Origin of the sequence: Hahella sp. CR1, assembly GCF_029813005.1 — a bacterium.
Lineage (GTDB): Bacteria > Pseudomonadota > Gammaproteobacteria > Pseudomonadales > Oleiphilaceae > Hahella.
Map to the genome: position 1 here is coordinate 1 of NZ_JAPELK010000013.1, position 12,577 is coordinate 12,577.

The window sequence follows — 12,577 nt, forward strand, 5'->3', positions numbered from 1 at the left end:
ACTCGCTGCGCTCGTTCCGCCTGATACCAAGCTTGCCGGCTAATCCCCAAGAGACGACACGCCCTGCTGACGGTCAATCCGGCTCCGTGTTCTTGCTTGAGGACTTGCCGGGCCGCTTTTTTACGAACACCCCGTAATCCTTCTCCATCACATCGACAATCGCTTCGAAGAACTCAGCTTTCTGTTCGGCCAGACGCAGCTTCTCCTCAAGCTCCTTGATCCGCTGTTCCGGGGTAGGTGGGGACTTCGGCATGGTGGGACTCCTGTTCACACGGTGGGAGGTGACGCCAGGACTCCAGTCCTGGCTGCCATATCGACGCAACCACGTTAGCACCGTCGAACGGCCTTGGATACCGTAGCGGGTCTGAGCCTGTTTATAAGTCAGTTCTCCGCCTTCGACCTGATCCACCACCGCCTGTTTAAAAGTCAGAGTGTAGTCCCGTTGTGTTCGCTTAACTCGCTGATTCATCACATTCTCCCAAAGTTAGGGCTGGAATGTGTCAACTCTATTCAGGACGGGTCACCGCCACAAAAAAAGCCCGCAATGCGGGCTTTTCAGGCTATTCCTCAGAGCAACTTAGAACTGCTCTACATCCAGCGCCATCATATCGCCGCTACCGGACTTGATAGACTCAGCCAAAGAGACTGTACGCGGCAGAAGTCGACGAAAGTAAAAGCGAGCGGTTTTCAGCTTGGCGTCATAGAAACCAGAGCTATCGCCGACTTGTTTCTCAATCGCCACTTTCGCCATCATCGCCCAAACGTGCGCAAGTGCGACGTAGCCGAACAGATCCAGGTACTCAACACTGGCCGCGCCGACAGCGTTAGGGTCTTGCGTAACCGTCTCCAGCACATACTCCGTCACATCTGATAGACGCTCAAGGACACCCGCCAGCGGCTCTATAAACTCCTGCAGGTCGCTGCGATCACGGTTAGCTTCAATAAAGTCGGCCACTTCGCCAGCGTACAGCTCGACGAATTTACCGTCGTTCATCGCGACTTTACGCCCCATCAGGTCGAGCGCCTGGATGCCGTTAGTACCTTCGTAGATCTGCGCAATGCGCACATCGCGCACCAGTTGTTCCTGGCCCCACTCGCGAATATAGCCGTGACCGCCAAACACCTGCTGACCAAGTACGGTGCTATCCAGGCCGCGATCCGTCAAAAACGCCTTGGCGACTGGCGTCAACAGAGCCACCATCGCTTCAGCGTGCTGCTTCGCAGCGGCGTCGTCAGAGTACTTGGAGATATCCAGATACTTCGCCACATAGGTGGAAAACGCTCGGCCGCCTTCAATCAGAGCGCGCATGGTCATTAACATCCGACGCACATCTGGATGCACAATAATAGGATCAGCCGCTTTTTCCTTGGCGACCACACCGGTGGCGGCGCGCCCCTGAATACGGTCTTTCGCATACTCAACCGCGTTTTGATATGAGCGCTCCGCCGCCGCTAGGCCTTGTACGCCAACGCCCAGACGTTCGTAGTTCATCATGGTGAACATGCAGGCCAAGCCTTTATTCGGTTCGCCGACCAACCAGCCTTGTGCGCCATCAAAGTTCATGACACAGGTAGCCGAGGCTTTTATGCCCATCTTGTGCTCGATTGAACCACAAGACACCGCATTGCGCTCGCCTGAGCCGCCGTCTTCCGTCACCTTGAATTTAGGCACCAGGAACAGAGAAATACCTCTTGAGCCCGCTGGAGCGTCAGGCAATTTCGCCAACACCAAGTGAATGATGTTTTCACTCAGATCATGCTCTCCGCCGGTAATGAATATCTTAGTACCGCTGATTGCGTAGGAACCGTCGCCATTAGGTTCAGCCTTGGTTCTGATGATGCCAAGGTCCGTACCGGAGTGCGGCTCGGTCAGACACATGGAGCCAGCCCATACGCCGGAATATAAATTAGGCAGATAAGTCTGCTTAAGCTCTTCGCTTGCGTGCGCGTCAATCGCCAAACATGCGCCCGCCGTCAACATAGGATACAAGCCAAAAGAAATGTTCGCGGATTGCACCATCTCTTCTACCTGGGCGCCCAGCATCTTCGGCATGCCCATGCCGCCGAAGTCAGGATTACCGCCCAACCCACACCAACCACCTTCGATAAAGGTGTTATAAGCCTCCTTGAAGCCCTTTGGCGTTGTCACTACTCCCTCATTCCATTGGCAACCTTCTTCATCTCCGCTCCGGTTGAGAGGCGCCAGCAAGGAAGACGCTATTTTGGCGGCCTCTTCCAATATGGCGTCCGCAGTATCCGGGTCAACCGTGTCGCGCGCACCCGGCAAGCTGAGCCAAAGTTTATCGGCCTCAAACACTTCTTTGAGTAGAAACTGCATGTCACGAAGCGGCGCAGAATAATCAGCCATGGTTACTCCCTCGAGCTAAATCGCTTTGTCTGAATGAATGTCTTTCTGTTTGTGCTTATTGTCGCGCTATTATCTGGCTATTACGAATCCGGCTACATACCGGTTCGCATCGGTATGTAAAAAAGCCCGCAACAGCGGGCTTATTTTGTCCCTATACGGAATCAGAACGCAAAGTTTTCCACTTCCATATCCATCATGCAGTTAGCGCCGTTGAGTGCGGACTGTGCATGAGACAGAGTGCGAGGCAGGATGCGCTTAAAGTAGAAACGCGCAGTTTGCAGTTTCGCCGTATAGAAGCCAGTTTCAGTGGTCCCTTCCGCAAGCTTCTGCTGCGCCACCAGCGCCATGCGCGCCCAGAAATACGCCAGCACGGCGTAACCGGAATACATCAAGTAGTCCACAGAGGCGCCGCCCACTTCATCGCGATTCTTCATCGCCGCCATACCAATCTTCATAGTGAGGTCGCCCCACTCTTTATTCAGCTTGGCCAACGGCTCGACGAACTCGTTCATCTCCGCATTTTCCGCCTGTTCTTTACAGAACACGTGAACCAGTTTGGTGAAGCGCTTTAGAGATTCGCCCTGAGTCATCAGAATTTTACGACCCAGCAGATCAAGCGCCTGAATACCAGTGGTGCCCTCGTACATCAACGCGATACGCGTATCGCGCACGATTTGCTCCATTCCCCACTCGGAAATAAAGCCGTGGCCGCCATAAACCTGCATACCCAAGTTAGCGGATTCATAACCGATTTCGGTCAGGAAGGCTTTGGCGATAGGAGTCAGGAAGCCCATCAGTTCATCCGCTTCGTTGCGAACTTCTTCAGTCGCACCGTGGTGAACGAAATCGCCTTGCACTGCGGTATAATAAATCAGTGCGCGTGAACCTTCCGTAAACGCCTTTTGCGTCAACAACATGCGACGTACGTCAGGGTGCACGATGATAGGGTCGGCAGGACCATTCGGATTCTTCACGCCAGACAAAGAACGCATCGCCAAACGGTCTTTCGCATAGGTCAAAGCGCCCTGGAAGGACAGCTCAGACGCGCTCAGACCTTGAATAGCGGTTCCCAGACGAGCAAAGTTCATAAATGTGAACATGCACGCCAAGCCTTTGTTCTCTGGACCGATCAGATAACCTTTGGCGCCGTCGAAGTTCATGACGCACGTAGAGTTGCCATGAATGCCCATTTTATGTTCGATAGAACCGCAAGTAACGCTGTTACGCTCTCCCAGGCTACCGTCTTCATTCACCAGGAACTTGGGAACGATGAACAGAGAAATGCCTTTGGTGCCTTGCGGAGCGTCTGGTAAACGCGCCAAACAGATATGAACGATGTTTTCCGCCATGTCATGTTCGCCAGCGGAAATAAAAATCTTGGTTCCAGTGATGCTGTAGCTGCCGTCGGCATTAGGCTCAGCTTTTGAGCGCAGAATACCCAGGTCAGAGCCACAGTGCGGCTCGGTCAGGCACATGGTGCCAGTCCACTCGCCGCTCACCAGTTTGGGCAGGTACGCCGCTTTCTGCGCTTCAGAGCCGTGCAAAATAACGGTGTTCACCGCGCCATGGCTCAAGCCGGGATACATACCCCAAGCCCAGTTGGATGAGCCAACCATTTCACTCATAACCAGACCGAGAGACTCTGGCAGGCCTTGGCCGCCGAAATCTTCTGGCGCAGTCATTGAAGGCCAGCCGCCTTCCACGTATTGCTTATAAGCTTCTTTGAAACCGGTAGGTGTGGTTACGCCGTCTTCACTCCATGTACAACCTTCCTCGTCTCCCACCCGATTAAGGGGAGACAGGACCTGCTCACAGAACTTTGCTCCTTCCTGGATTATTGCGTCCACCATGTCTGGGGTCGTCATTTCCGCACTCGGTAATTCCCTGTAATGAGACTGCACATTCAGCAGTTCATCCATCACAAACCTGATATCGCGTAAAGGAGCTTTATATTCCGGCATAAGTTTACCTCAATCTCTACTCGGCGCAGCAACACGAGGCCGCCACCTTTTTATTCCATGTTCTGGATTTTTTTCACAGCGAGCCACAATACTCACCGATATATCAAACAAGTGTTTGAAACATACGTTTGCTTACGGGGATTGTCAAGAACGATTAGAGTTAAAGTTCCAATTTTTAATAGCCATTCATCGAAGGGTACGCAACAATACTTACCATTGAATTTTAAATCCTTTAAAAACAAAAGGTTAATAACAGCCAAAAACAGAAAGAAACACAAGACAGGAATTGATAAATGAGTAAAATTTTGTAAGTAACAGCCTTTGCCTAAGCGGCGCAAACAAGCGCTCGGCAAGGTTAAGAATCAGTAAAGAGGGTCTAGATCACTTCGTCCAATTGAATGCTGGGTTGCAGTCCCTGCTCGAAAGCCTGCCCAATGCGGATCAGGTCAAGATAGGTGCGAATGGCTTCGCTTTCACGCTCGCTGGAAGAACCGCGGCTTTCCTCTTCCTGCTGCCGCTGCTCACGCTCCTGTTGTTGCTCAGCCCGTAACTCCGCGCGTCCATCCGACTGCTGCTGCACAAGCTCAGAGCGCGCCTGCAAAATGGCCTGAGTCGCACGCGCTGCGACAGACCGATCCTGAGACGAAGGTTCCGCCGGAGCCAGCGCCGCCCTTCGGACCTGCTCCATCTTCCTTATCGTCGCCTCGGGATTACCGGGTACTGACGACACGTCAATAGGCACTTCGCCGCCAACGGCGTATGAGCGCCCATCAGGTCCACGCGAGTAGGAATATTGTGGAGCCCCCGCATAGAGACCGCCAACAGCGACATGCGCCTGCTCATGCTGCCGCACCTCAAGATCCCGTTGCGACAATTGGGAGATTGCCGCTAAATCACTTTCACTCAGTCCACCCCCAGAGTCACTGGAAGCCGACCGCTTGGGCTGCTCGGTCTGACTCGGCGCAGCAGGCGCCCCACCGTCACCGCCCCCTTCCTGGGCAGCTCCAGACCCCCCTTCAATTACACCTTCAATCGCGTCTCCGCCATTTCCATTTTGCGTTACAGGCGCAACCTCTACGGCAGGAGCTTCCTGACCCGTAACCACCGCTCCATCCGCCTCCGTAGTGGCAGGCTGAACTATCTGAGGCGTAACGCTTGAGGTCTGCGCAAAGCGGTTATAGATAACTGTAGGAAAAGAGTTGGAGGAGGAAGAAGGCGCACTCGGTTCCAATGGCTGGACCGGAGGCAGAGTGGATTCCAGGTCTGAAATAGCGACAGCAGAGCTGCTCACCTTCGTGGGAGGCGAGTATGGGGTAACAGAACTGATGGCGGGTTGTCCCGCTCCGGCTACCTGCACCTTATGCTCCCGTTCACCTCGCTAAGCCTTGTCGCGGCCGCAACTACTCAGGCTTTGATATCCAGTAGCGTTCCCAGGGTTTCGTCGGCGCTTTTAATGACTTTCGCCGAAGCTTTAACGCCATTTTCGTACAGCTTAAGATCCACGATGGACTCTACGACATCGTCGACTGTACGCAGCTCGCCAGACTCTTCGGCGGGCTGACCTACTTTGGCGATTTCAGTCGCCGCTTTTTCCATTCCCTGGAGATTTTGCTTTACACCTTGCACACCACTTTGCAAAACGCTTGAAATCATCGCATTACCACTCGGCGATCAGACTGATTCAGTTTTGATTGTACCCACCAATCCGATCAATTTTCAACCAGCTGCAAAATTTCTTCACGAAGTCACAACCCGAACGTAACTTCTGGCTTGCTCGTGCATCAATCAAACAAGGACGCCAACCGCAGGGAGGCTTGAACATTGGGACTATCCGGCGCTTCCGCTCTGGGAACCACACCCAGGCAGGGCGCAGAAATTCTGGCGCTCAAGGTTTCAAGGTTATCCGCCAGTTGAGGCATGGCTTCCGCTGACAACTGATTCGCCACCCACCCCGCCAACCTCAAGCGTCGGCCGCGCAGCGCCTCCACAGTCAGTAAAGCGTGATTGATGCAACCTAAACGCATACCCACCACAAGAATGACAGGAATATCCAACATGGCGGCGAGGTCGCTTAAATATTCACGCGGATTCAACGGCGTCAACCAACCGCCCGCGCCCTCCACCAAAGAAAAGTCATGAGGCGTCATTAACGCGCCGCGACACAGCCCGGCCAATCGAGGAGCGGACAATGTGCGCCCCGCCTGCTGCGCGGCGATATGAGGCGCTATCGCAGGCTCTAGAGCAATGGGATTTACCTGAGCATACGGAAGCTTCACTGTAGCGTACCGCAGCAACGCCAGTGCGTCTTCATTTCGCAGCCCATCAGGGGTCTGCTCGCAACCGGATGCAACCGGCTTCAAGCCCAGCGTGCGCTTCCCCTGGACCCCAGCCGCATGCAGCAACGCAGCGGAGACAAAGGTCTTGCCAACCTCCGTGTCCGTCCCTGTTACAAAAAAAGTCTTCGCCATGAATTAGATCCTGCTATATACGCAGACCCCAACATGATAGGTGGCGGGCACCCCTTGTTCCTGTCTGCATTTTTCATAGTTTTCAATCACCTGCCGCAGCCGTCGCTTGCCAGTCAGGCCTCGCGGGCGCTCCGATTGAATATTGTGGGCGCCAATGCCTTTAAGCTCTTTCATAACACCGAGTGCGGAGTCATGAAAACGCACATGCAGGGATTCTCGACATTCTCCTTGTAGACCGCAGGAAACCGCCGCCTCAGCGACCTGTTCCGCGCTCAGAAAACGATTGACGTGCCGATCTCCATCCACTCCAGCCCATGCCTGATCCAGCTCAAACAAGGTCTGCGTCAGCAATGTGGAGCAAATCAGACGCCCTCCCGGCCGTAATACTCTGCTCACTTCAGCAAACCAAACACGGGGGTCATCCAGCCACTGCATCGCCATATTGCTGAACACAAGGTCCTGGCTTGCGTCCGCCACAGGCAGCGATTCCATATCAGCGACAGCCCAAAGCGCCGCCACGCCATCGTGATGCGCGCGGGCGTACTCAATCATCCCTGGGGATAAGTCATAGGCGCACAATCTCGCTTCCGGAAAGCTGTTTTTCAGGCGGTGAGTCAGCCATCCCGTACCACACCCCACATCGATAATATCCTGCGAAGAACTTTCTCGACTGAGCGACACCAGGCTTTCGCCTACCTCTTTCTGCATGCCGGCCAGATGGTCATAGGTCGCAGCCGCGGCGCTAAACGACTCAGCCACTTTGGATTTATCCATGACGCCACGCTCCAAATCTGCAAGAGAGGAAGTCGACACTATGGATTTAAACGTTACTGCATGATTCATCGAGTTGGTCCACGCTTTTTCATCCTGACTGCAGACATTCCGCAATGAAGCGGCTTGCCTCTGCATCAGGGAAATGGCTCATGCCACCGATTATTTTCACTCGGTGGGCGGGGTAGTTTTGCTGAAGAGGTTGCGCCAGTTCTACTGGGGCAATCGCGTCCGCCTCCCCTAGAAAATGAACGACCGGGATATCAAGGCATGCCAATTCATCACGCAGGTCCCAGCTCCGCAACCACTCTAGAGATGCGCTCAACTGTTGATCCGACCAAGACTCAATCTCAGAGGCGAAGCCTAAAGTCTGCCGAGCCTGGGCTCGCGCCGCCGCTGCGCCTTGGGTCTGCAACAGATTAAAGCGCCTCAGTAAGCGTCCACGATCCGCCTTCAAGTCTTCCGCGAAGCTGTCGAGCAATTCAAGGCCGACGCCAAGCCAACTATTGTCACCAGGAAAAAATGGATTGCTAGCCACCAACGCTAAACCCGCCACCTTCCGGCCATCCTCAGCCAATCTGCGAATCGCCAAAGAGCCTCCTAACGACCACCCCACGATAAGGGTTCGTTCATTCCACTGGGCGGATAGCCGTGGTGCAAGCGCTGCATACGAATCACTCAGCGTCCAGGTCGTAACGGCTGAAGCACCGCTAAATGCCTGCGCCAGTGGCTCAAGCGCCGACTGCGGCTGCGCCCAGCCGCCAATCAGATGAACCGAATCAAAGCGTCCGTCAAGCATTCACCGCTCCAGCGATATTGGCGGCGCCACGATATTTATGGAGGACTTCCAATAATTGGCTCAGGTCATCGTCCGTATGAGCGGCGCTAAAGGTCACGCGCAGTCGCGATGTGTTTGCCGGAACCGTTGGAGGACGAATTGCCGTTATCAAAATGCCTTCTTTGCGTAACGCCTGACTCAGCTCCATTGCTGTAGCCGCGTCGCCAATGAAAATGGGTTGTATCGGAGTGGAAGAGGCCGCCAGCTGATAACCCATTCCCGCGGCTTCTTTACGGAAGCGCGCCACCAATTCATTCAATCGCTCGCGACGCCAGGATTCTTCCCGACTGATACGCAAGCTGACACGCGCCGCAGCCGCGACCGCCGGGGGCGTGGAAGTGGTGTAAATATAGGTTCTGGCGAATTGCACCAATGTTTCAATAAGTTCTTCCGAGCCAGCGACAAAGGCTCCGGCAGCGCCATAGGACTTGCCGAGAGTTCCCATCAGTATTGGTACATCGCTCTGGTTCAACCCAAAATGCTCAGCACAGCCTCCGCCGTTGGCGCCCAGAACGCCAAAGCCGTGCGCGTCATCCACCATCAGCATGGAGTCTTTGCTATGGCATATCGGGGCTATGTCGTCTAACGGAGCAACATCGCCGTCCATGCTGAATACGCCGTCCGTAATCACCAAGGCCCGACTGTCGCGCGCCTCATCCAACCGCGACGCCAGATGCTCAGAGTCCGCATGGCGATAGCGCAACAGCTTTGCGCCGGACAAAATCCCCGCATCCAATAGCGAAGCATGGTTGAGCTTGTCCTCAATGACGTAGTCGCCCCTGCCCAACAGTGCAGACGCCACGCCAAGGTTAGCCATATAACCGGTTGAAAATAACAAGGCGCGATCACGCCCAGTGAACTCGGCCAGATCCAACTCCAGCTCATAATGAGCGCGATGGTGACCAATAACGAGGTGGGACGCGCCGCCGCCAAGGCCATACTCATTCAGAGCCTGCTGTGCGGCGGCGATGACGCGCGGGTCATTGGCCAGCCCTAAATAATCATTGCTGCAGAAGGCGAGGTACTCTCGCCCCTCAATCATGACCCGAGGCGCTTGTGGGCTGTCTATCGTCAAGCGGCTGCGATAAAGGTCCTGCTGTTTCCGCGCCGCCAGCGTCCGCGCAAGATGCCCCCATTTAGACATGATGTTTACGCAGTTTTTGTCGCGTCGTAGAACATGCTTTCCATGCGTTGTTGCTGGTCATGCGCCTGAATAGCGTCATGCAGATACGCTTCCTGCTGATCTTCCGAATGCGCTTGTTCGCGCTGCTCAGGACGAATGCCCAGTTTCTTGAACAGCATCATATCCTTATCTGCTTCGGGATTAGGCGTAGTCAGCAGTTTCTCGCCATAGAAAATAGAATTGGCGCCAGCCAGGAAGCACATCGCCTGCATCTGCTCATTCATATCCTCACGCCCTGCGGACAAACGCACGTGAGACTTGGGCATGAGAATCCGCGCAACAGCGATAGTGCGAATGAAATCGAAAGGATCTATGTCCTCCTGCACTTCGAGAGGCGTACCTTGCACTTTGACCAGCATATTGATCGGAACACTTTCAGGGTGGCTGGGCAAGTTCGCCAGCTGGGCGAGCAAAGCAGCGCGATCGCGGGCGCTTTCACCCATGCCCATTATGCCGCCGCAGCAGACTTTCATACCGGCGTCTCTGACGTTTTGCAGCGTTTCCAGACGATCGGAGTAAGTACGCGTGGTGATAATCTCACCGTAGTAATTCTCAGAGGTATCCAGGTTATGGTTGTAGTAATCCAAACCTGCGCCAGCAAGCTCCAACGCCTGATCCGCCGTCAGCATGCCCAGAGTCATGCAGGTTTCCATCCCCAGAGATTTAACCTGTTTGACCATCTCAAGGACATAAGGCATGTCTTTGGCGCGAGGATTCCTCCAAGCCGCTCCCATACAAAAACGGCTGGCGCCTTTTTCTTTGGCGGCCTTAGCTTCGTTCACCACCTTTTCCACTTCCAGCAGCTTCTCTTTCTCAAGCCCTGTGTTGTAGTGGCCGCTTTGAGGGCAGTATTTACAGTCTTCAGGGCAAGAGCCGGTCTTGATGGAAAGCAGAGTGCTGACCTGCACTTCATTCGGATCGAAGTTCTGCCTGTGCATGACTTGCGCCTGAAATAGTAAGTCATTGAAAGGCATAGCGAAGAGAGCTTCGACTTCTTCCAGAGACCAGTCATGGCGGATGGGTGATTGCATGGTTGCTGTCATATCAAACTCTTGCTGTTATACAAAACTAGCCGGGGCCTGAGATATAATCCGCCTCGACACAGGAATGTGGACCCAAAAACGAGAGAAGTTCATGGAAGACATAATAAGCCGGGCCAAAAAGCTGTCAACCTTTCTCAGAGAAAAGGTTAACGGCTTACAACTAAAGCATTGTCTGCTTTGCCTTGAAACGGGGTGCGCCACTCATATTTGCTCCGCCTGCGCCGCAGATTTAACAGCCCCAAAACACCCCTGCCCCCGTTGCGGAATCAGTCGGGTGGCCCCCGATACAGCCCCTTGCGGACGCTGTCTTCGTCAACCACCGTACTTCGACGCCAGCACCAGCGCTTTCGACTATTCCTTCCCATTGAATCAAGTCATTGGACAGTTGAAGTATGGCGATAAACGATATTGGGCCAGGGCGCTCGCACAGGCGGCTCTCCCTGCGTTTGAACAAGCCTGCGCGCACATTTCAGCCCCCGTGCTGGTACCGGTTCCTATGCATAAGAGCAAGCAGCGTAAACGCGGATTCAATCAAGCGGAACTGCTGGCGCGAAGTCTGGCCCGCTATGCCGATGTAGCGTTCAGCAATAAGCTGTGCAAGAGGATAAAGGCGTCTCCGCCTCAAACCGGACTGAATCGAAAAAACAGGCGCAGCAACGTGAAGAATGGCTTTGCAGTGTCATCCAAACTCCCTCAACAACCGCTGATTATTATTGACGATGTCGTCACTACAGGCAGCACGGTGGATGAGCTGGCGCGCACGCTAAAACAAGCCGGTGCGCTTGAGGTTTACGTTTTCAGTATTGCAAGACGCTCAATGGATTGAGCCCCTTAACCATTTAATACTCGCTTCGCCACCACCTCCGCCAGTGCAAGCGAGGCAGTCAATCCGGGCGACTCAATGCCGAACAGGTTATACCAGCCTGCAACGCCATTTTGTTCGGGCGTGTCGATAACAAAGTCCTCTGCGCGCGCGCCTTGCGGCGACAACTTGGGGCGAACGCCCGCATACGCCAGCTGCAGCTTATCCTCTGGCAATGCAGGCCAGTAATTGCGTATAGCCTGGGCGAACTTAGCCATCCGTTGCGGGTCTACACTGAACTCCGGCTTATCTATCCACTCGACATCCGGACCGAATCGCGCTTGTCCTCCGATATCCAAAGTCAAATGCACGCCCAGCCCGCCATCTTCCGGCACAGGGTATATCAAGCGCTGAAAAGGACTTCGCCCCGATAGCGAAAAGTAGCTCCCTTTGGCGAAATAGATAGACGGAATTCCAGCCAGTGGATAGCCCTCCACATTGGCGAGCACCCCCATCGCATCCAATCCAGCGCAATTCACAACGACTTCCGCCCGCACCAGACAGGGCGCCGCGCCGCCAATGCTCAAGGTAACGCAGCCCTTATCAATACGCCCGCCCAACAGAGGCGCATTAAGTGCTGCCATTCCACCCGCTCGCTCAAAATCACCCTGCAAGGACAACATATACTGATGGCTGTCGATAATGCCGGTGGAAGGAGAATGCAGTGCGCCAACTGATCTTAGCTCTGGCTCCATCGCCAAGGCTTGAGCCTGGGTCAACCACTGTAAGTCCGTCACGCCATTGGCCGCAGCCGCCTCATAAATTTGCTGCAGGGCATCCATCTGTTCGGGATGGGTTGCAACAATGAGCTTTCCGCAACGCTTATGAGGTATCCCCCGGGAAGCGCAGTATTCATACAACAGCGCCTTACCTCTTACGCAAGTTTCAGCTTTCAGGCTGCCCTGCGGATAGTAGATGCCAGCATGAATCACTTCACTATTGCGAGATGATATGCCGGAACCAACTAGACTCTCGCGCTCCAGCAGAAGCACATCCCGCCCACCTTCAGCCAACGCTTTGGCTACGCTTAGCCCCACGACGCCAGCGCCAATCACAACAATGGATGTTTCAAAAAGCTCCATA

11 protein-coding genes and 1 pseudogene are annotated in these 12,577 nt (G+C 54.3%); 1 reads left to right on the forward strand and 11 read right to left on the reverse strand.

The genetic code is table 11. The features are described from left to right. The 10 genes and pseudogenes from ONV78_RS25320 to bioB all read right to left on the reverse strand — a co-directional run. Positions 1 to 469, reverse strand: a pseudogene (locus ONV78_RS25320) (IS3 family transposase); the annotation flags it as partial. A 108-nt stretch (positions 470 to 577) separates the two neighbouring features. Next, positions 578 to 2,368: an acyl-CoA dehydrogenase C-terminal domain-containing protein gene (locus tag ONV78_RS25325; protein WP_216735086.1), complete on the reverse strand. Its 1,791-nt coding sequence runs from the start codon at positions 2,366 to 2,368 to the stop codon at positions 578 to 580. 161 nt (positions 2,369 to 2,529) lie between these two features. Continuing rightward, entirely contained in the window at positions 2,530 to 4,329 is a 1,800-nt protein-coding gene (locus ONV78_RS25330) for an acyl-CoA dehydrogenase C-terminal domain-containing protein (RefSeq protein ID WP_279507211.1), read from the reverse strand. 376 nt (positions 4,330 to 4,705) lie between these two features. Next, on the reverse strand, positions 4,706 to 5,686 hold the full coding sequence (locus tag ONV78_RS25335; RefSeq protein WP_279507212.1) for a putative metalloprotease CJM1_0395 family protein: 981 nt from the start codon (positions 5,684 to 5,686) through the stop codon (positions 4,706 to 4,708). Positions 5,687 to 5,733: 47 nt separating this feature from the next. Beyond that, positions 5,734 to 5,982, reverse strand: coding sequence for a flagellar biosynthesis protein FlgE (locus tag ONV78_RS25340; protein WP_216735089.1), 249 nt, complete (start codon positions 5,980 to 5,982; stop codon positions 5,734 to 5,736). 128 nt (positions 5,983 to 6,110) lie between these two features. Beyond that, positions 6,111 to 6,797, reverse strand: coding sequence for a dethiobiotin synthase (gene bioD / locus ONV78_RS25345; RefSeq protein WP_279507213.1), 687 nt, complete (start codon positions 6,795 to 6,797; stop codon positions 6,111 to 6,113). 3 nt (positions 6,798 to 6,800) lie between these two features. Continuing rightward, positions 6,801 to 7,571, reverse strand: a complete 771-nt coding sequence (gene bioC / locus ONV78_RS25350) for a malonyl-ACP O-methyltransferase BioC (protein WP_279507214.1) — start codon at positions 7,569 to 7,571, stop codon at positions 6,801 to 6,803. 88 nt (positions 7,572 to 7,659) lie between these two features. Beyond that, a complete protein-coding gene (locus ONV78_RS25355; protein WP_279507215.1) occupies positions 7,660 to 8,367 on the reverse strand; it encodes an alpha/beta fold hydrolase in 708 nt (235 codons plus the stop codon). Further along, positions 8,360 to 9,550: an 8-amino-7-oxononanoate synthase gene (gene bioF / locus ONV78_RS25360; protein ID WP_279507216.1), complete on the reverse strand. Its 1,191-nt coding sequence runs from the start codon at positions 9,548 to 9,550 to the stop codon at positions 8,360 to 8,362. The genes ONV78_RS25355 and bioF overlap by 8 nt, the downstream gene beginning before the upstream one ends. A 5-nt stretch (positions 9,551 to 9,555) precedes the next feature. Continuing rightward, positions 9,556 to 10,632 carry a biotin synthase BioB gene (bioB, locus tag ONV78_RS25365; RefSeq protein WP_279507217.1) on the reverse strand — a complete coding sequence of 359 codons (1,077 nt, stop codon included), beginning with the start codon at positions 10,630 to 10,632 and terminating at the stop codon, positions 9,556 to 9,558. Positions 10,633 to 10,906: 274 nt separating this feature from the next. Between bioB and ONV78_RS25370 the strand changes: the two genes are divergently transcribed. Next, positions 10,907 to 11,458, forward strand: coding sequence for a ComF family protein (locus tag ONV78_RS25370; protein WP_279507218.1), 552 nt, complete (start codon positions 10,907 to 10,909; stop codon positions 11,456 to 11,458). A gap of 5 nt (positions 11,459 to 11,463) precedes the next feature. Here ONV78_RS25370 and ONV78_RS25375 read toward each other — a convergent pair whose 3' ends face one another. Next, positions 11,464 to 12,576 carry an NAD(P)/FAD-dependent oxidoreductase gene (locus ONV78_RS25375; RefSeq protein ID WP_279507219.1) on the reverse strand — a complete coding sequence of 371 codons (1,113 nt, stop codon included), beginning with the start codon at positions 12,574 to 12,576 and terminating at the stop codon, positions 11,464 to 11,466. Between the last annotated feature and the right edge of the window lies 1 nt (position 12,577).